The organism is Aeromonas australiensis (genome assembly GCF_000819725.1).
Lineage (GTDB): Bacteria > Pseudomonadota > Gammaproteobacteria > Enterobacterales > Aeromonadaceae > Aeromonas > Aeromonas australiensis.
This window is the reverse complement of sequence record NZ_CDDH01000004.1, coordinates 34,963-54,402: the sequence shown is the minus strand read 5'-3', so window position 1 is coordinate 54,402 and position 19,440 is coordinate 34,963. Positions and strand designations below refer to the sequence as shown.

Here is a 19,440-nt window from a genome sequence, read left to right as displayed (position 1 = left end):
ATCAGGTGCGGAATGTCGGTGATAACTGTGCTGAACTTGGTTTCCGCGAGGTTATGTGACAGAAGTGATGAGCTAACCCCCTGTTTGTGTGCTTGATTGTTTACCCTTCTTAAGAAGACCGAGCTGCATCAGCTACACAACTGGCAATCAACGCGGCGGGCGCTGGTGTGATAATCCGCAAGGGTGTGGGTTTTGCCAAAAAAGGGGGGGCCAACGAGGCTGATATTGAACTGAGGGGCCATCTCGATATCGATTAGGTGTGAAATCGTGGCAGGGGCAAGATAGCAGGTAACGGTCTCATGTAGGGGCTTAATGGCGCTTCTAATGCACGGAGATGAGTTAATCAAGGTATGTAATCAGAGAGGCATTTAGGCAAGGCAGTCCCCAGGGCGGTGGCGTAGCAGGGGCATATCAGCGATGCCATACCGTGAAATGGCTGGTATGCCGGTATAAAATGCCCGGCCTCCCATTCGGACAATAAAAAAGGCGGGATATCCCGCCTTTGTGCAGATGAGGGTCGCAACCCTATTTATTCGCAGGCAACCTGCATCACCTTGATGGCCAGACCGCCACGGGAGGTTTCACGGTACTTGGAGTCCATGTCCTTGCCGGTGATGTACATGGTCTCGATCACCTTGTCCAGTGAGACGCGCGGCTTGGAGGTACGACGCAGAGCCATACGGGAGGCGTTGACGGCCTTCATGGCTGCGATGGCGTTACGCTCGATGCAAGGCACCTGTACCTGACCGGCAACCGGATCACAGGTCAGACCCAGGTTGTGTTCCATGCCGATTTCGGCAGCTTCGCAGACGTGCTCCGGGCTACCGCCCATCAGCTCGGTCAGACCGGCAGCGGCCATGGAGCAGGAGACACCTACTTCACCCTGGCAGCCCACTTCGGCGCCGGAGATGGAGGCGTTCATCTTGTAGAGGATGCCGACGGCACCGGCAGCCAGATAGAAACGGGTGTACTCGTCGCGGCCAACCGGCTGGATGAACTTGTCGTAGTAGGCCAGTACGGCCGGGATGATACCGGCAGCGCCGTTGGTCGGGGCAGTAACCACGCGGCCACCGGCAGCATTCTCTTCACTCACGGCCAGGGCGAACATGTTGACCCAGTCAACGATGTTCATCGGGTCGCTCGAGAGGTTCTCGTTGGTGTTGAGCTGGCGGTAGAGCGGCGCGGCACGACGGGGTACACGCAGCGGGCCGGAGAGCACGCCTTCGGTACGGCAGCCGCGCTCGATACCTTCGCGCATGGTGTTCCAGATCTTGCCGAACTTCTTGTAGATCTCTTCCGGAGTGTTGAAGCACTTCTCGTTCTCCATCATCAGGGCGGAGATGGAGAGGCCGGTCTGGCTGCAGTGGGCAACCAGTTCAGCGGCGCTTTTGAACGGGTAGCGCACGGACATGTCACCACTGTCAGCCTTGCCGAAGTTCTCTTCGTCAACGATAAAGCCACCACCGATGGAGTAGTAGGTCTTGCTGTAAACCACTTCGTCTTCGATCAGGGCAGTCAGCTTCATGCCGTTTTCGTGCAGCGGCAGGGCTTCGTCGTGGAATACCATGGCGTCACGCGGGAAGCTGACGGTGTGGCAGTGCAGGCCGATCGGCAGGCGTTCGGTCTGTTCTACGCGAGAGATAAACTCGGGGATAGCATCGATATCGACATTTTCCGGCAGATTGCCAGCCAGGCCCATGATGATAGCGGTGTCGGTATGGTGGCCTTTACCGGTCCAGGAGAGGGAGCCGTAGACATCGACATTGATCCGGGTTACATCACGGATCTTGCCGCTCGCGCGCAGCTCGTCAACAAACTGTTTGGCCGCTTTCATCGGACCAACAGTGTGGGAAGAAGAGGGGCCTACACCGATTTTGAAGATATCAAAAACGCTGATCATGTCACTATTACCTCAGGGTAGAAGGGGGCGGCATGCCCACTCACAGAAATTTGGGAGATCCATAGAGCGCGCTTGTCAGCGCCGGTCACAGAACCAGATAACCGTAGTGTAACGGCTCCAGACCTAAAAAAAGTTGAAATAGATCTATTTTTGTTGAATCTGAGGCGTGAGTATAAAATTTATTTTGGTGCTTATCCATTTTGTTAAGCGTTTGCCCATAAAAATACCCGGCGATGCCGGGCATTTCGGAACCAAATGGAGTCATTTTCTATTTTTTAACATTCGGTAATGTTAACGGCGAGACCGCCACGGGCTGTCTCCTTGTATTTGGTCTTCATGTCGTTGCCGGTCTCCCACATGGTCTTGATCACCTTGTCCAGCGACACCTTGTGTTCACCGGTGCCGCGCAGGGCGAGGCGGGCGGCATTGATCGCCTTGACCGCCCCCATGGCGTTGCGCTCGATGCAGGGGACCTGTACCAGTCCGCCGATGGGATCACAAGTCAATCCCAGATTGTGCTCCATGCCGATCTCGGCGGCGTTCTCCACCATGGCCGGGCTGCCGCCCAGCAATTCAGTCAGCGCCCCGGCCGCCATGGAACAGGCGACCCCCACTTCTCCCTGACAGCCCACTTCTGCGCCGGAGAGGGAGGCGTTCTTCTTATAGAGGATGCCGATGGCCGCCGCGGTGAGGAAGAAACGCACCAACATGTCATCATCCAGGCGGTGAACGAAGCGATCATAGTAATGCAGCACAGCAGGAATGATGCCTGATGCGCCATTGGTGGGCGCTGTCACGACTCTGCCACCGGCTGCGTTCTCTTCGTTGACCGCCAGGGCAAACAGGTCGACCCACTCCATCACCATCAGGGGGTCCTTGTTAAAGTTGGTCTCGCAGCTGAGCTGGCGAAACAGCCCCGGGGCCCGGCGCCTTACCTTGAGCCCGCCCGGCAGCACCCCTTCGCTCTTGCAACCCCGCTCGACACAGCCTTGCATCGCCTGCCAGATTTTTCGCAGACCGACTTTTATCTGTTCATCGCTGCGAAAGACCCGCTCGTTGGCAAGGATCAGCCCCGAGATGGAGAGGCCGCTATCCTGACAGTGGGCCAGCAGTTGGGCGCCGCTGTCGAACGGGTAGGGGACAGGATGTTCGGCATCAGACTTGGCCGCTTCTTCCTTGGCGGTAGCGAAGTGGCTCTCTTCAATGATGAAGCCGCCCCCGATGGAGTAGTAGGTCTGGCTGAAGCGCAGGTTTTCCTCTTTATCAAAGGCGCGCAGGGTCATGCCATTGGTGTGGGCCGGCAGGGTTTTGCGACGGTTGAAGATGATGGCACCGGTGCGGGGAAAATAGCTTGGTTGCTCGCCTGCCAGCAGCAGGCTCTGTTCCTTTTCCACTCGAGCCAGAATGGCGGGAATCGCATCGATATCGACCGATTCCGGTTCAAAGCCCGACAGCCCCAGAATGATCGCCTTGCCGGTACCGTGGCCCTTGCCGGTTTGGCCCAATGAGCCATAACACTCTACCTCAACCCGTTCGCTATGAGGCAGATGGCCGTGGGCCTTGAGCTGCTGAGTAAAGGCATAAGAGGCACGCATGGGGCCAACGGTATGGGAAGATGAGGGGCCTATTCCGATGGAAAACAGGTCAAACACGCTGATCATGACATCAATCCGGTGATGGTTTATGTCTGTTAATTCTAGGTTTTTTACTGTGGATGGAAAGGGGGGAGATGTGGTGCTGTGACTTGGGCACCGATAAAAATAACCGACGACGGTTTGGCAAGGTTGAAGGGGGCGTCCCCCTTCAACCGGCCGGGTCAGTCGAGAAATTCGCACAGATAGGCGGTAGGGTTTTTCACCTGAAGCTTGAATGAGGAGTGGCCGGCCACCAGAAAGGATTCACCCTGATTGTAGGTATGCCACTCATCTTCATCGGCCAACTGGATAGTGAGTGCACCCTTGATCACCGTCATTCGCTCTGGTGCGGCGGTATTGAACAGGTAGTCCCCCGTGTTCATCACCCCGATGGTCGATTTCTCACCTTTTTGTTCGAAACCGATAGATTTTACATTTCCATCGAAATACTCGTTAACTTTCAGCATCTTTACATCCCTGTGTGTACGTTTGTGTAGCCAAGCTAGCACAATCTTTTGTCGGTTGTCATGAGGATATGGGGTGAAAATCGACAAGGCCGCTTTGAATCTTCACTTTTTTGCAAAGTTATTAATAACCAGGGTTAACGATTTGCTGATTTAAAACAGCAATTAAATGTGAGATAACACGCACAAACAGGGGAATGGGCGGCTGCTCACTCCCCTGTTTGGTTAATTGCACTGGGAAAGTGTGAATTTTGCTACATAAAGGAACATATTGTGTTAACTAAAGGACTCATTAAAAACATCGGTTTCCAGGTTGTGGTCGCCATGGTATTGGGCGCTGTGGTCGGGGCGTTCATGGGTGACCAAGCCTCGGTGTTTGCACCGCTCGGAACCCTGTTTATTCAGCTTATCAAGATGTTGGTGATCCCGTTGGTGGCGGTTGCCATCCTCTCTGGCGCCGCCAATCTGGGGGCCAGTCCGGCTGCGGGCAAGATCGGTGCAGCGACGCTTACCTTCTTCCTGGGGACGTCCGCCCTGGCCGTGTTGCTGGCGCTGGTCATGGGGCAGATTTTCAAACCGGGTGTCGGAGTCGATTTCACTTCCGTCTCCTCCATGTTTGGTGGTAACTACGCCGATAAAGGGGCGCTGCCGGATGCGATAGCAACCCTGCTGGGCATGATCCCCACTAACGTCTTTAACTCCCTTAACGAGGCAAACATCCTGCAGATCCTGGTGTTTTGCATGTTCCTCGGTATTGCGTTGGCCAAACAGCCGCGTGAGCGAGCCAAGCCGCTGGTAGACGGGCTCAATACCCTGGTGGATGCCTTCGTCTGGATGATCAACAAGGTGATGATCATTGCGCCGCTCGGGGTATTCGGTCTGATGGCGGATGCCATCGGTACCTATGGCTTCGATGTGTTGATGCTGGTGCTCAAGCTGTTCGTGGTCTATGTGGCCGCCATCCTCATCTTTGGTTTTGTGGTCTATCCGCTGCTGGTGGCGCTCTTCTCCAATACACCGGTACGCAACTACTTCTCGGCTATGAAGAAGCCACAGATCGTGGCCTTCTCCACCGCCTCTTCCATGGCGACCCTCCCGGTGACACTGCAGACTTGCGAAAAGGAACTGAAAGTCAGCAATGCCACTGCCTCCTTCGTGCTGCCACTGGGGGCCACCATCAATATGAGCGGTAACGCCATCTATTACGGTCTGGTTGCTATCTTCTTTGCACAAGTGTTTAACGTGGATCTGGGGGTGGGCGCTTGGGCGGCCATCATTCTGACCTCTACGCTGGGGGCCATCGGTCAGGCCGGTGTGCCGGGTCCGACCTTCCTGGTGGTGGCCGTGCTGCTGGCGGCCGGTATCCCCATCGAAGGGTTGCCGCTGTTGTTTGCACTGGATCGACTGTTTGACATGATCCGCACCTCCCTCAATATCACCGGTGATGCAGCTTGTGCGGTCATTGTTGACCGTTTCAGCCCGGAATATGACTCAGAACGTTGGAATAAGGCATAACCGAGCCGAGCAATACAACCTGAGCTAAAACGGTGTAACGCGAGCCCCTGCCATGATGGCGGGGGTTTTTTATATCTGCCGGACAAGTATCAGAGCAAAGGTGTGCACAAGAGATTGCTGACGGATGTAGTTGTGTTGAATGGAGAGCACGGGAGGGAAAACAACAGTCGTGGGCATGGGCCTTGTGACGGATGACAGCCTGTTGTGGCAGCCGGGGCAATGGGGTTGTCAAATGGCGGGTAACAAAAAGGGGAGCCTTGCTCCCCTCGGATATGATTTGTGCCGGTTCTACTCCATCAGGCCATGTGGTTAAACCATCCTGGTTATCCCCTTATGGCGAAAGAAACAGCGTCAACCTGATGAAATCATATCTATGTTGACCATCTCGGCATTACTGCTGAAAAGCGCCAGTTGGTGGCGATTAAACAGACATGGCGAAGAGGGTCAGTCCGGATTGATGCCTCTCTATCCGGCTCAGAACTGTGACAGTGACGGCAGAGAGACAGCAACCAGGGTGAAAAACACCGTGAAAACGGCAGTAACGACAAACTCTTTCATTTTTTTCTCCCTATATTGGTTGTTGATGTTGTCAAGATACCATAACAAGAAGCTAAAACAAGACATAAGTTGATAAAATGGTGGTTTTTGTCTTGCATGGTGATGAAAAGGCTATTTTTGTCGTATTGAGATTGTTTTATCACCCGTCACGACTTGGTGCGTATAAACCTCTCTGGGTAACTTATTATTTTATTTAAATTCAATAACTTGTCATGATGCCGCGTGATTTCCAGGTGGGTCTCATATGGGTTTTTTCTGTTTTTTATAAGTTATCCCCCTCTAAAATGCCTCGCAAAGGTCATGAAAAGTGTGTGTGGCCATAGTTTGACGATACCTGATGCAGATAGTCCACTCCTAGCAAGTCAGTCAAGGAGGCATGACTGGAAAACCCTGTCGTGCCATGCCTTTATCAGGAAGAGCTCTTCGCACTTTTACAGCTAAACAACGGCTTACAGTGAGAAGGTGCCATGGATGGGAGGATACGGGTTGGTAGTTGGCTGTTTTATCATCGGCAACTGTTCTGACTGGTAGCGAATAGCGAACTGAGTGGTCAGTGCATCTTGCATCAATAATGCAGACGTAATTCGAGAGCCGGGCAGGAGCATGGTTGGGGGAAGGTAGCTGGATACCTGCAACCAGTTATAGATAAATATTGAGGTGTATTGATGGGGATGCCACACATGCTTGCCTGAGCGTCTGTAGAGAACAGGCCACAGCAAGCCGGTTCACCCGTGATGAAGCATGCATGGCAAGGTCGGCACTGCTAAGGCGGGTGCCGATGGGGGTGAGGGCTAGCGAACAGCGCGGCGGTACAAAAGCTGGGATGCAGGACCATGTGCATGGTGAGCTGAGCTCGGAGTGATCATGGTTCCGCTTGCGTGAGAGATAAAAAAACCCTCCGATGGAGGGTTTTTGTCATCAACAGCCGGTAAAAAGCCGTGCAGCTTAGAACAGGGTGGTGGAGAGGTTATAAAGCTCCTGATCGAACGGGCGCTTCATGTTCTCGATGCAGTCGATGATGTCATGGTGTACCAGCTCGTTGCGCTGGATACCGACGCAGCGGCCACCGTGGCCAGCCAGCAGCTGCTCAACGGCATAAGCCCCCATACGGCTGGACATGATGCGGTCACGAGCAGTCGGGGCACCGCCACGCTGGATGTGGCCCAGAATGGTGGCGCGGGTTTCACGACCGGTCAGGGCTTCGATGTCTTTGGCCATCACGTTGACGTCAGTGATGTGCTCACAGATGGTGATGATGGCGTGCTTCTTGCCCTTGGCTTCGCCTTCCTTGATCTGCTTGAGCAGCTTCTCTTTGTCAAACGCCACTTCCGGCACGATCACATACTCGGCACCACCGGCAACGGCGGCAGACATGGCCAGATCGCCGCAGTGACGACCCATGATCTCGACCACGGAGATACGGTGGTGAGAGCTGCAGGTATCACGCAAGCGGTCGATGGCATCAACAACCACGTTCAGGGCGGTATCAAAACCGATGGTGAAGTCGGTACCGGCGATGTCGTTATCGATGGTGCCCGGCAGGCCGATGCAGGGGAAACCCTCTTCGGTCAGCTTTTTGGCACCCATGTAGGAGCCGTCACCACCGATGACAACAAGGGCATCGATGCTGTGTTTCTTCAGGTTTTCGATCGCTTCGGCACGTACTTTGGGGTCTTTGAAGGCTGGGAAACGTGCGGATCCCAAGAAGGTGCCGCCACGGTTTACCACGTCGGAGACGCTGTGACGCTCCAGCTTGACGATGCGATCCTGGTGCAGGCCGAGATAGCCATCATAAATACCGTAGACTTCCAGGCCATGATGCAAACCGGCGCGAACCACGGCGCGAATGGCTGCGTTCATACCCGGTGCGTCGCCACCACTGGTCAAAACACCAATACGTTTGATTTGTTTGGTCATGAGTGCCTCTGGATCTGAGTTGTCAAATACGAATGTTTGAATAGACAAGCCACTTTTACTATATCGGCTTTCGTATGGGATGCGGGGCAGCCATAAGAAAAGCGATACAAGAGAGGGGACTTGCCCCTCTCTTTGCCGTAATCAGGGATTACTTGGCAGCGCCAGCGATGATCTGGGAGAAGTCATCCACTTTCAGGGACGCACCACCCACCAGGCCACCGTCGATGTCCGGCTGACCGAACAGGTCGGCTGCAGTGGCGCCAGTGACGGAACCGCCGTACAGGATCTGTACTTTGGCAGCAACGGCGGCATCAAAACCGGCCAGGTACTGACGGATGTGAGCGTGAACGGACTGAGCGATCTCCGGAGTGGCAGTCTTGCCAGTACCGATGGCCCATACCGGCTCGTAAGCGATAACGGCGTTGTTGAAGGAGGCGATACCGCAACGGTCGATAACAGCTTTCAGCTGGGTCTCAACCACGTTCTTGGTCACGCCGGCTTCGAACTGCTCCAGAGTTTCACCGATGCACAGAACCGGCACCAGACCGCCTTTCTGGATGGCTTCGTACTTGGCTGCAACCACGTCGTCACTCTCTGCGTGCAGGGTACGACGCTCGCTGTGGCCGACCAGAGAGTAGGTGCAACCAAAGGCTTTCAGCATGGAGGGGGCGTTTTCACCGGTGAAGGCACCAGACTCGTGAACGTCAGCGTTCTGGGCACCGTAGGCGATCTTGCTGCCAGCGGTCAGTTGCTCAACCAGACCCAAAAAGATAACCGGCGGGCAGACGGCGACTTGTACAGAAGGATGAGCGGCAGCAGCCGGGGTCAGTCCTTTGATCAGAGCTTCAACAGAAGCTTTGGTGCCGTTCAGTTTCCAGTTACCCATTACCAGGTGCTGTCTCATCTTCTTAATCTCCTAGGCATTTGATTGCGCGACATTATATGAATTGAACCGAGCCCAAGATAGCTGACCCGGCGGCAAATGACGTAATTTTTTTTCGCTTTCCTGATCCAAATCAGGAATGAAACGCTTGATCGCTCATTCGTTAACCTGCCCCCGCAAGCGAGCCCACCATACCCCAATCCATTCGTGGATGGCAGCTTCGGAATACATCAGATAACGCCCTTTGGGTAAATAACTATAGAGCGGCTGAGGCACCTGGCTCTGCTTGGCGGTGTAGTTGGTGGGGGCCGGCACGGCATTGAGTCCCTGACCCTGATAGAGGGCCATGGCGCGCGGCAAATGGGTGGCAGAACTGACCAATGCCACCTCTTTTCCCTTGAGGTGGCGGCTGATACTGACCGCTTCATCATGAGTGTCTTTGTTGTTTTCAAACAACGTCATCCGCGAACGGGGAATGCCGAGGCTCTCGGCCATCCGGGCATTGACCTCGGCATTGGAGAGGGGATCCCCTGCCACATAGCCGGAGAAAACCAGCTCGGCATCGGGATAGGCCTGGGCGAGACGCACCCCTTCGAGAGTGCGGGCCAGGGCAATATTGTTCTGCCAACTGCGCATCGGCACCGCCGGATCGCTGACATGGCCATTGCCAAGCACCACGATGGCCTCGATGTTGGGATGCTGGCTCACCTCGAACGGCGGGTAGGTCTGCTCCAGCCCGCGGGCCAGTTCATAGCTCATCGGCCGCATTCCCATCAGCGCCACAATCAGCAGCGAGAGGGTGGCCAGCAGTTTGCCGGTTTTCTGAAAACGGGTGAACCAGAGCAGCAGCAGGGCAACCAGCAGCAGGGAGAGGGAGAAGGGGAGCGGCATCAGTAGTTGACCCAGCCACTTTTTAACCACAAACATGGCAGACACTTCCTTGAGTTTTCAGCAAATTCGGGATGTGACAGAATACCTCTCTTTTTTGGGATGGCCACAACCCTGTGGCGCAGAGAGTTGAGTTTCTTCTTGAAGCACGATCAGAGTTTTGACGGACGCGCCGACAAGTTCGCCCGCAACATTTACGACTCCACCAAGGGGCGCATCCGCACCACCATTGTCTGGAGCGACATCGAAGCCTGCCTGGCCCGCCTTGGCAACCGACCGCTGCGCATCCTGGATGCGGGAGGCGGGTTTGGCTATTTCGCCCAGAAGCTGGCGGCCATGGGCCATCAGGTGGAGCTGTGCGATCTGTCAGCAGAAATGCTGGAACTGGCCCGCAGCCAGATCGCCGAGAAGGGGCTGGAAGACAAGATCCGTCTTATCCATTGCCCCATTCAGGATCTGAAGCACCACGTGACAGGTACCTTTGATCTGGTGCTCTGCCACGCGGTGCTGGAGTGGCTCGCCGAGCCGCGCCAGACCTTGCTGGGTCTGTTCCCTTTCGTCAATGGCGGGGGCATACTGTCGCTGCTTTTCTACAACCGTCATGGTCTGCTGTTCCAGAGCCTGGTGGTGGGCAATTTTGACTATGTGCGGCTGGGCCTGCGCAAGAAGCGCCAGACTGCGCTCACCCCCACCAATCCCCAGCTGCCGGAGCAGGTCTATGACTGGATTGGCCGCGGGGGGCTGCGCATTATCGGCAAGACCGGGGTGCGGGTGATCCACGACTATATGCGTCACAAGCAGGATCAGGTGGAGAAGTTCGACGATCTGCTGGCCATGGAGCAGCAATATTGCCGCCAGGAGCCTTTTGTCGCCCTCGGTCGCTATATCCATGTGATGGCGCAGAAACCCACCAGTTGATGGGCCTGATTTTTCGATGCTACCGGATGTAGCCGCGCGCAAGTTTGTGCGCTCAATGACAACAACGAGATGACAACATCATGATGAGTACATCCCGTACCCTGCCCGAGCGTTCTTTGCCGGAGATAGTAGGGTGGGTCAGGCAGGAGGGGTTGGCGTTGAGTCTGCCGACCGACCGGCTGGCCTTTCTGATTGCAATCAAGACCCTGTCCGAAGATGAGTCGGACCTGTCAGAAGCGGCGCTGCACGATGCCTTCGGCTATGTCAGCAATGCTTTTGGCCAGATGGACGAGACCCTCACCGGTCGCGCCAACAACGCCATCAACGATCTCATTCGCCAGCAACTGCTGTCGCGCTTTAACACCGACATGGTGGCGGGGGAGAGCCTCTACCGCCTCTCTCGCCTTGGTATGAGCATCGTCGACTTCTTTCTCGATCAGCGTCAGGTCGACTCCATCAAGCTCTCCATTTTGCTCGAGCACCTGGCGGCCGAGCTCGACACCGCCCGCAAGGCGGCGCTCGAGACCAACACCCGCGAGCAGTGGGATGCCGAGGTGCTGCCGCGCCTCACCTTCTCGCTGGAAGAGACCCTGGGCCGCATCGATCTCACCCAGCGCGCCATGGATGAGCAGCAGAATCAGGTCAAAAGCGAGATTGCGGCCCTGCTGACCCAGAACTGGGTCGATGCCATTCACAGCTGCGAAAAGCTGCTGCACGAGACCGGCCAGACCCTGCGCGAGCTGCAGGATACCCTGGATGCCGCCGGCCACCGCTTGCAGGCGGGGCTGCTCAACATTCAGGAGGCGGCGCAGGGGCGCGACGATCTGTTCCACGTCGAGGAGCTGACTCACGCCTTGCAAGGGCGTCTTGACGTCATTACCAGCTGGGGTCAGCAGTGCATCGAGCTCTGGTCCCGCTACGACAGACACGTCCACAAATTTATCCGCAACGCCATCGACATGGACAAGAACCGCGCCTTCAGCCAGCGGCTGCGCGAGTCTATCCGCAACTTCGAGCAGCACAACTGGCAACTGCGGGTGGCCGAAGAGCCCCGTCTGCTGGAGCTGCGCGACGAAACCATCGCCATCCACGACGAGGAGGTGACCGGCGAGGTGCCCCTCGAGATGGAGTACATGGAGATGGTGGACATCAACCAGGAGCTGGCCGAGCGCATCGAGCGCTATCTGGCCCGCTACCCCGAGCAGGGCCAGCAGCTGGACTTGGCCGATGTGCTGCGGGAATACCTGCTGGACTACCCGGCCCATGCCCACTTCGATGTGGCGCGTCTTCTGATCGACCAGGCCGTGCGCCTGGGCCATGCCAGCGGCGAGCGCGAACTGCATCGCCAACCCGCATGGAAACCCATTAACCAAGCTGGATCCAAGGTTCAGGCCTATGTCATTGATCAATACTGAGTTTCCCTTGCCGCTGCGGCTCGCAGAGGCGATTGCCAACCCCTTGTTTCCGCGCATCGACACCGCCTTGCGCTCCGGCCGCCACATCAGTGCCGACGAGTTCGAGCAGCACTCGGCGCTGGTCGAATATCACAGCGAGCTGGAGATCTTCTACGGCCGCTATCAGGTGGAGCTGATCAAGGCGCCGGAAGGCTTCTTCTACCTGCGCCCGCGCCCGAGCGCCGACATCGGCACTACCGTGCTCTCCGAGCTCGATATGCTGGTGGGCAAGGTGCTCTGCTACCTCTACCTGAGCCCGGATCGTCTGGCTTCGGAAGGGGTGTTCGCCATGGCCGAGCTGCAGGAAGAGGTGCTGAGCCTCGCCGACGAGAAGCAGCTGCTGCGGATGGTCAACAGCCGCTCCGGCGGTACCGATCTCGACAAGAAGAAGTTGCTCGAAAAGATCCGTACTTCCATGCGCCGTTTGCGCCGTCTTGGCATGATCACCGCCCTTGGCAACGGCGATAAATTCCGGGTCAACGAATCGGTGTTCCGTTTCGCCGCCGATGTGCGTTCCGATGAAGATCCGCGCGCCGTTCAGCTGCGGATGATCCAGGAGGGTGAAGCCATCTTCCACGACGACGAAATGCCGAGCAGCGACTCGCTCTTTGATGACATCGAGGCGGATCTCGATGAAGAACAACTGGATCTGGAGGTATAACCGGTGCGAGGCAAGTTCAAATCCCTGACCATGGTCAACTGGAACGGCTTCTTTGCCCGGACCTTCGATCTCGACCAGCTGGTCACTACCCTTTCTGGCGGCAACGGCGCGGGCAAGTCCACCACCATGGCGGCCTTTATCGCGGCGCTCATCCCCGACCAGTCACTGCTTCACTTCCGCAACACCACGGAAGCGGGCTCCAGCAGCGCCTCCCGTGACAAGGGGCTCTACGGCAAGCTGCAGCGCGGCCACTGTTATTCGCTGCTGGAAGTGATGAACAGCCGCGAACAGCGGATCTGGGTCGGCGTGCACCTCGAGCAGGTGGCCAACCGCGACAACAAGGTCAACATCACCCCGTTCGCGCTGGTGGATGTGCCGGAGAATCTGGCACCGACCGATCTGCTGCTGGAGAAGCTCGATGGCGGCAAGGGGCGGGTACGTGCCTTTACCGACCTGAAAGGGGCGGCCGCCGAGCTGGGGGCGCTGAAAGTCGCCAAATTCAATACGGTGACCGACTATCACAACTTCATGTTCGAGTTCGGCATCACCCCGAAGAAGCTGCGTGATCAAAAAGATCGCGGCAAGTTCTATCGCCTGATCGAAGCCTCTCTCTACGGCGGTATCTCCTCGTCCATCAGCCGTTCCCTGCGCGAATACTTGCTGCCGGAGAACTCCGGGGTGCGCAAGGCGTTTGCAGACATGGAGGCGGCCATCTATGAAAACCGCCGCACGCTGGAAGCCATCAAGGAGACCCAGGGTCAGCGGGATCTGTTCAAGAACCTGATCACCGAGACCACCCACTATGTGGCCGCTGACTATGTGCGCAACGCCGCCGAGAAGAGCCGCCTCTCCGAGTTGGCCCTCAAGGCGCGCCAGGAGCTGGCCGACAAGCGCCGCATTCTGGCCGAAGAGAAACAGCGCGCCATCTATCTGGCCGATGAAGTGGAGCAGCTCACCAACCGCGAGAAACTGCTGACCGACGAGCTGGAGTCTGCCTCCGAGCATCTGGCCAAGGTGATGGCGGCTGTCAGCTTGCAGAAGAAGATCGAGATGTACCGCGCCGATCTGGCGGATCTCTCTGACAAACTCGAACAGCAGCAGGCGGTGGTGGAGGAGATCCACGGCCAACTGCTGGAAGTGGAAGAGCGCAAGGAGCTGGCGCAGGCAGAAGTCGATAGCCTCAAGACCCAGCTTGCCGACTACCAGCAGGCGCTCGATATCCAGCAGACCCGCGCCATCCAGTACCGTCAGGCGGTGCAGGCGCTGGAGGCTGCCCGCGAGCAGTGCGAGCTGCCGGGGCTGACCGCCGAACAGGCGAGCGACACCCTGCACCAGTTCCGCGCCGCCGAGCAGAGCCTCACCAGCCGGGTGCTGGGGGCAGAACAGCAATTGGCGCTGGCCAAGGCGGCAGTGGCCGAGCACGAAGCGGCGCTGGCGCTGCTTTTGAGCATCGCCCCCGAGACAGTGCGCGAGGCTGCCTGGCCCACCGCGCAGGCGCTGCTCAAGCGTCACATCGAAGACAAGGCTCGCATTGCCCAGGGGCAGGGGCTGCGCGCTGCGCTGGCTCGCCTCGAGAAAGAGAGCGAAAGCCAGAAGAGCCTCTTCAAGTTGCGTGACGAGCTGCAGCAGGCCTCCGGCCAGCTGATTGCAAGCAGCGATGAGCTGGAGATCTTCCTCGAAGCCCAGCGCACCCGTCAGGAGGAGCTCTCCGAGCAGCAGGCCGAGGTGAACCAGCGCCGCGCCAGCCTCGAGCATCAGGGCACCCAGCTCGGCCGCGATATTGCGGAGCTGACCAAGCTGGCGCCGCGCTGGCTCAAATCGTTCGAGAAGCTCGAGCAGCTGCGTGAGCAGAGCGGTCTGCCGCTGACTACCGCCGAAGAGCTTTCGGCCGGTATGCAGACAGTGCTCGACAAGGAGCGCGAGTTCGAACAGGAGAGCAATCGCATCGCGGCGCAGAAACAGGCGCTGGAGTTGCAAATTCGCAACCTGCAGCTGGGTGCTGGCGAGGCGGATCCCCGCCTTGCCCGCATCGCCGAGCAGGTGGGGGGGGTGCTGCTCTCCGATGTCTACGACGACATCTCCATCGACGATGCCCCTTACTACTCCGCGCTCTACGGCCCGGCTCGCAGCGCCCTGGTGGTGCTCGACCTTGAGGGTGCCATCGAGCGGCTGAAAAAGCTGGAAGATTGCCCGGAAGATATCTACCTGATTCAGGGCAACCCAGACTCCTTTGACGAGGATCTGGTGGAAGCGGACGAGCTGGGGGACGCCGTGCTGGTGCGCACCAGCAAGCGTCAGGTGCGCTTCTCCCGTTACCCCGAGCTGCCGCTGTTTGGCCGCGCCGCCCGGGAAAAACGGATCGAGCAGCTCGACCTTGAGCGTGAAGGGCTGATCGAGGGTTACGCCAAGGCTGCGTTTGAGCAGCAGAAGTACCACCGCCTCTACGGTCACTTTCGCGACTTTATCGGTCAGCATCTGGATATCGCCTTCCGCCCCGACCCCGAAGCCGAAGTGCAGGCCAAACAGGCCGAACTGCGCGCCTTGCAAGCAGCCATCGGCGAGTGCGACAAGCAGCTGAGTGATGCCAAAGCAGCCGCTGCCCAGCTGACCCGCCATATCCAGCTGGTGCAGGGCATGCTGCCCTTTGCCCACCTGTTTGCCGAGACAGAGCTGGCGGCTCGCCTCGAGGCGGCACACGCCGATGTGGAGGCCCTTAAAACAGCCGAAGCCTTTATCGCCAAACACGGCAAGTCGTTGGAAAAACTGGAAACCATGGTGCAGGTGCTGCGTCAGGATCCGCAGGATCTCGCGGCGTTGCAGGCGGCCTATGATGAAGCCAACACCCTGCTGGCCGAGCAGAAGCGCCGGTGCTACGCCCTCGATCAGCTGGTGGCCCGCCTGCCGCACTTTGCCTATCAGGATGCTCAAGACCTGCTGGGCAAGGCCTCCGAGATGAGCGAGCGACTCAAAGAGAAGCTGAAAGCGGCCGAGCTGGCGGCCCGCACCGCTGGCGAGCAGCACAAGCAGATTGCCCAGCGCCACACCGAGGCGTTGCAACTGCGCACCGCCCTCGATTCCAGCGCCTCGGCCAAGCGCCAGACCCTGACCGAGTTCGAGCAGGAGCTGGCAGCCATGGGGCTGACCCTCTCTGACGATATGGAAGAGAAGGCGCGCGCCCACAAGAAAGAGATCGAAGAGCTGCTCATTCGCACCCGCTCCCGTCGCACCAGCGCCGAGGCCCAGTTGCAGGTGACCAAGCGGGAGATCGAATCCCTGGGCGGTCGTCTCAAGCTGGAAGGCAAGGATTACTACAGCGCCCGTAAATCTCTGGTGGGTCACAAGGCGAGCTGGTCGCGGGTGGTGCGGCTGGCGCGGGAGACCGACGTCGAGAAGCGTTTAAACAAGCGCGAGCTGGCGTATCTTGACAGCGACGAGCTGCGCTCCATGTCGGACAAGGCCCTCGGCGCCCTGCGGGTGGCGGTGGCCCACGACGAGGCCCTGCGCGATGCGCTGCGACTGTCGGAGGGCAACCGCAGCACCGAGCAGAAGGTCGCCTTCTACGTGCAGGTCTACCGTTACCTTAAAGATCGCATCCGCAACGACATCATCCGCTCCGATGATCCGGTGGAGGCGATCGAGGAGATGGAGATCGAACTGGCCCGTCTGGCTGACGAGCTCAAGCAGCGGGAAACCCATCTGTCGCTCTCCTCCCACGAGGTGGCGGCCAAGATCACCAACATCATCCGCCGCGAGCAGAACCGCATTCGGGTGCTCAACCAGGGTTTGCAGAACATCGCCTTCGGTCTGGTGCGCGGGGTGCGCCTCAACGTCAATATCCGCGAGGCCCATACCCGTCTGCTGACGGCGCTGGCCGACCAAACTGCCATGCACAACGATCTGTTCGCCGACAAGGAGCTCAGCTTCTCCGAGGCGATGGCCAAGCTGTTCCAGCGCCTGAACCCGCAAGTAGAGCAGGGAGATCGCAGCTATCAGGTGATGGGCGACGTGCTGCTCGACTATCGCAACTATCTGGAGCTGGAGATCGAGGTGCAGCGCGGCGCCGATGGCTGGCTGCGTGCCGAGAGCGGCGCGCTCTCCACCGGTGAGGCGATCGGTACCGGTCAGGCCATCCTCTTGATGGTGCTGATCAGCTGGGAGGAGGAGTCCCGCCGTCTGCGCGGCAAGGATATCGCCCCCTGCCGTCTGCTGTTCCTCGACGAAGCGGCCCGTCTGGATGGCAAATCCATCGCCACCCTGTTCGAGCTGTGCGAGCGGCAGGATATGCAGCTGCTTATCGCGGCGCCCGAGAACATCAGCCCCGAGAAGGGCACCACCTACAAGCTCATCCGCAAGGTGCAGGGCAAGCACGAGCACGTGCATGTGGTGGGGCTGCGTGGCTTTGGCTTTAGCGATGACAAGCTGATTGCCTGAGAAGTCTCTGGCCCATCCCGACACGGGATGAACGGTAACTAGTTAAAAGGGAGGCATTTGCCTCCCTTTTTACATGGAAGATATGGCAAAGTAGCCGCACGGTCGCTGCTGCCTGACAACAAGGCGAGTAACATGGTGAGTGCCTTGGAGCTATGGCAAGGTGAGAGCTCCCGCCTGTAAATGTGTCGCCAGCATTATCGGTTGAATCGAAGAGTAAAAAGTGCGCAGAGCGAAAAGAAGAGAGGAGAGGGGAAAGGTGCAACATATCCAGAAAGGACTGCTGTTATCTCTTTGCCTGCTGCTGGCGGCCTGTAGCAGCCGTTATGACGAGAGCCACGGCGGCAGCTGGCGCGGCTATAGCGAGACCGGTTACGCCAGCTATTATGCCGACCGTTATCACGGCAAAAAGACCGCCAGCGGCGAGATCTATCGCAACAACCTCAATAGCGCCGCCCATATGGAATTGCCCTTTGGCGCCATGGTGCGGGTCACCAACCTCGCCAACGGCAAGAGCGTAGTGGTCAAGGTCAATGATCGCGGTGCCTTTAAAAGGGGACGTATTATCGATCTCTCCAAATCGGCCTTTGGCACCATCGGCAATATTCGCGACGGGATTATCAAAGTAAAAATAGAGGTGCTCTAGGCTGGGTGAACCCGTTTATACACGAAAATGGATGTTGATGAATGATAATGGAAGGCTGACATCGACCAGTCAGCCTTTCGGTAGATAAAGATATAACATTGATATGGATTAATATTTAATTCAGCTAAAAAATGGATTTGTTATCAATGGGAAAAATCGATGATCGTGATTGATATTTATTTTAGCTTATCTCGCCTGTTCGGCCTTACTATGGGGCAAACGGAGGGATTAGTGATGATTATCTATGGTAAATATGGTGGTGCAGCGCTGAGAGCTGTTCATCTGATGGTGCAGAATAATTATGGGCATGCCACCGCCTGGGATATGGCTATTGCTGAAGCATTTGGTGGTGATATCAGCACAGGAAAATTCAAAAATAATCCAAAGGTAACTTTTTTGACTCTTTGCAGTCTTGGTTGTATCAGTTGCATCATGCCAGTTCATTATGTAGCTGCGACCAAAACCAGAGCATATGTGTTGGCTGCTATTGATTTATTGTCACACAAGGATATTACCAAACCGATCAATCCCGAGCAGTTATGGCTGGAAGTGATCTCGGCCTGTAAGAGCGGTAAGGTTGTGAAGCATAACAATCAGATGGATGTCATTCTGACACTCTGGTATGCCGGTGTGCTCAATCCCGAGTGGGATAGGGATGCCATCAGGATAGATTATCGACGAATATAAAAAAGCCAAGGTAATGAATACCTTGGCCATGAAACATCAATTGGTTTTGGTCAGGGATGCACTATCGGAGTGTGCGAATGGCTTGCCATACACCATCAGGTTGGTGGTTTGACTGTATTTGAGGAGATCTTTCTCTGAGAAGTCCAGTGTCATCGAGAAATCAGCGGTGGAATCATTAATGGTCATATAATTGCTTTCCGCAATACCGCGCTTGCCCGTCTTGAACTCGATTTTGTTACCCGCTTTGCCTTCAGTGACCACACAGACTGCGCGGGGTATACAGTATGAGTTGTAAACAAGCTTATTGCTCTTGTCATAAATCAGATAACCGCGTTGGTCATGAAATTTCCCATTATCACTTTTTCTGAATACTTCCTGCTTGTAATACATGGCTACCAGATATTGTTCGCTGGCATTTTTAGCATCGGCAGCCGGTTCAAAAGTAATGACTTCGTAAAAGGGTTCCACTGCTGGCCCCCCTTTGCCAACTTTGCTGCCCTCCTGGCCGGGTGCTACATCTACACCACCAGCATCGGTGCTTTTCCATGTACCAGCCAACTGAGCTAATGGACCAAAATCCAGACCGTTGATAATAGTGCTGGACTCTGCGTGAGCGAGCGTGGCACAGGTAATTAATGCTATGGGTAAGATAACTTTATTCATTGTGATAACTCCATCAATAATAATGACTTGCGAATAAATATGTTCAGCAAAGTAATTTTTATAGCGCACCAAGGATGTGGTCAATGATATTGAGTGATGGTGGTTCGTTTTTGTGAGGTATGATTTGCTTTTTCGTGGCTAAATAAATTGAATTTGATATAAGACAATGTTGTATTTTTTCATCGCGCTTTCTCAGATATATCGTGATAGAGATAAAGGAACAT

General features: G+C 56.5%; 14 protein-coding genes. 7 read left to right on the top strand and 7 right to left on the bottom strand.

Annotated elements, in window-relative coordinates; genetic code table 11:
* Positions 1 to 529: 529 nt before the first annotated feature.
* From BN1117_RS01190 to ppnP, 3 genes are all read right to left on the bottom strand, one after another.
* Positions 530 to 1,900, bottom strand: coding sequence for an L-serine ammonia-lyase (locus BN1117_RS01190; protein ID WP_040094232.1), 1,371 nt, complete (start codon positions 1,898 to 1,900; stop codon positions 530 to 532).
* A gap of 275 nt (positions 1,901 to 2,175) precedes the next feature.
* Positions 2,176 to 3,561, bottom strand: a complete 1,386-nt coding sequence (locus BN1117_RS01185) for an L-serine ammonia-lyase (protein WP_040094231.1) — start codon at positions 3,559 to 3,561, stop codon at positions 2,176 to 2,178.
* Between the two features lie 155 nt (positions 3,562 to 3,716).
* The gene (gene ppnP, locus BN1117_RS01180) at positions 3,717 to 4,001 is read right to left on the bottom strand and encodes a pyrimidine/purine nucleoside phosphorylase (RefSeq protein ID WP_040094229.1); all 285 of its coding nucleotides are present in this window, start codon (positions 3,999 to 4,001) and stop codon (positions 3,717 to 3,719) included.
* Between the two features lie 270 nt (positions 4,002 to 4,271).
* Between ppnP and BN1117_RS01175 the strand changes: the two genes are divergently transcribed.
* On the top strand, positions 4,272 to 5,513 hold the full coding sequence (locus BN1117_RS01175) for a dicarboxylate/amino acid:cation symporter (protein ID WP_040094227.1): 1,242 nt from the start codon (positions 4,272 to 4,274) through the stop codon (positions 5,511 to 5,513).
* A gap of 1,503 nt (positions 5,514 to 7,016) precedes the next feature.
* On the opposite strand, the gene pfkA is transcribed toward BN1117_RS01175, so the two are convergent.
* The 3 genes from pfkA to elyC form a co-directional block, all read right to left on the bottom strand.
* Entirely contained in the window at positions 7,017 to 7,988 is a 972-nt protein-coding gene (pfkA, locus tag BN1117_RS01170; RefSeq protein ID WP_040094225.1) for a 6-phosphofructokinase, read from the bottom strand.
* Positions 7,989 to 8,136: 148 nt separating this feature from the next.
* The gene (tpiA, locus tag BN1117_RS01165; protein WP_040069280.1) at positions 8,137 to 8,892 is read right to left on the bottom strand and encodes a triose-phosphate isomerase; all 756 of its coding nucleotides are present in this window, start codon (positions 8,890 to 8,892) and stop codon (positions 8,137 to 8,139) included.
* 135 nt (positions 8,893 to 9,027) lie between these two features.
* Positions 9,028 to 9,798 carry an envelope biogenesis factor ElyC gene (gene elyC, locus BN1117_RS01160; protein WP_040094223.1) on the bottom strand — a complete coding sequence of 257 codons (771 nt, stop codon included), beginning with the start codon at positions 9,796 to 9,798 and terminating at the stop codon, positions 9,028 to 9,030.
* A gap of 102 nt (positions 9,799 to 9,900) precedes the next feature.
* Between elyC and cmoM the strand changes: the two genes are divergently transcribed.
* The 6 genes from cmoM (at position 9,901) to BN1117_RS01130 (ending at position 18,553) form a co-directional block, all read left to right on the top strand.
* The gene (gene cmoM, locus BN1117_RS01155; protein WP_040094237.1) at positions 9,901 to 10,677 is read left to right on the top strand and encodes a tRNA uridine 5-oxyacetic acid(34) methyltransferase CmoM; all 777 of its coding nucleotides are present in this window, start codon (positions 9,901 to 9,903) and stop codon (positions 10,675 to 10,677) included.
* Between the two features lie 80 nt (positions 10,678 to 10,757).
* A complete protein-coding gene (gene mukF / locus BN1117_RS01150) occupies positions 10,758 to 12,092 on the top strand; it encodes a chromosome partition protein MukF (RefSeq protein ID WP_040094222.1) in 1,335 nt (444 codons plus the stop codon).
* Entirely contained in the window at positions 12,073 to 12,792 is a 720-nt protein-coding gene (mukE, locus tag BN1117_RS01145) for a chromosome partition protein MukE (protein ID WP_040094220.1), read from the top strand. Before mukF ends, mukE begins: the two co-directional genes overlap by 20 nt.
* A 3-nt stretch (positions 12,793 to 12,795) precedes the next feature.
* Positions 12,796 to 17,223, top strand: coding sequence for a chromosome partition protein MukB (gene mukB, locus BN1117_RS01140; protein WP_040094218.1), 4,428 nt, complete (start codon positions 12,796 to 12,798; stop codon positions 17,221 to 17,223).
* Between the two features lie 256 nt (positions 17,224 to 17,479).
* A complete protein-coding gene (locus tag BN1117_RS01135; RefSeq protein ID WP_040094216.1) occupies positions 17,480 to 17,866 on the top strand; it encodes a septal ring lytic transglycosylase RlpA family protein in 387 nt (128 codons plus the stop codon).
* Positions 17,867 to 18,025: 159 nt separating this feature from the next.
* A complete protein-coding gene (locus BN1117_RS01130) occupies positions 18,026 to 18,553 on the top strand; it encodes a DUF6979 family protein (RefSeq protein WP_230599627.1) in 528 nt (175 codons plus the stop codon).
* A 36-nt stretch (positions 18,554 to 18,589) separates the two neighbouring features.
* Here BN1117_RS01130 and BN1117_RS01125 read toward each other — a convergent pair whose 3' ends face one another.
* Positions 18,590 to 19,216, bottom strand: coding sequence for a heme-binding beta-barrel domain-containing protein (locus BN1117_RS01125; protein WP_040094214.1), 627 nt, complete (start codon positions 19,214 to 19,216; stop codon positions 18,590 to 18,592).
* Between the last annotated feature and the right edge of the window lie 224 nt (positions 19,217 to 19,440).

What these genes read in the sequence shown, in the direction of transcription:
- BN1117_RS01190 (WP_040094232.1), bottom strand. Translation starts at nt 1,900, where the DNA reads ATGATCAGCGTTTTTGATATCTTCAAAATCGGTGTAGGCCCCTCTTCT.
- BN1117_RS01185 (WP_040094231.1), bottom strand. Translation starts at nt 3,561, where the DNA reads ATGATCAGCGTGTTTGACCTGTTTTCCATCGGAATAGGCCCCTCATCT.
- ppnP (WP_040094229.1), bottom strand. Translation starts at nt 4,001, where the DNA reads ATGCTGAAAGTTAACGAGTATTTCGATGGAAATGTAAAATCTATCGGT.
- pfkA (WP_040094225.1), bottom strand. Translation starts at nt 7,988, where the DNA reads ATGACCAAACAAATCAAACGTATTGGTGTTTTGACCAGTGGTGGCGAC.
- tpiA (WP_040069280.1), bottom strand. Translation starts at nt 8,892, where the DNA reads ATGAGACAGCACCTGGTAATGGGTAACTGGAAACTGAACGGCACCAAA.
- elyC (WP_040094223.1), bottom strand. Translation starts at nt 9,798, where the DNA reads ATGTTTGTGGTTAAAAAGTGGCTGGGTCAACTACTGATGCCGCTCCCC.
- mukF (WP_040094222.1), top strand. Translation starts at nt 10,758, where the DNA reads ATGATGAGTACATCCCGTACCCTGCCCGAGCGTTCTTTGCCGGAGATA.
- mukE (WP_040094220.1), top strand. Translation starts at nt 12,073, where the DNA reads ATGTCATTGATCAATACTGAGTTTCCCTTGCCGCTGCGGCTCGCAGAG.
- BN1117_RS01130 (WP_230599627.1), top strand. Translation starts at nt 18,026, where the DNA reads ATGATCGTGATTGATATTTATTTTAGCTTATCTCGCCTGTTCGGCCTT.
- BN1117_RS01125 (WP_040094214.1), bottom strand. Translation starts at nt 19,216, where the DNA reads ATGAATAAAGTTATCTTACCCATAGCATTAATTACCTGTGCCACGCTC.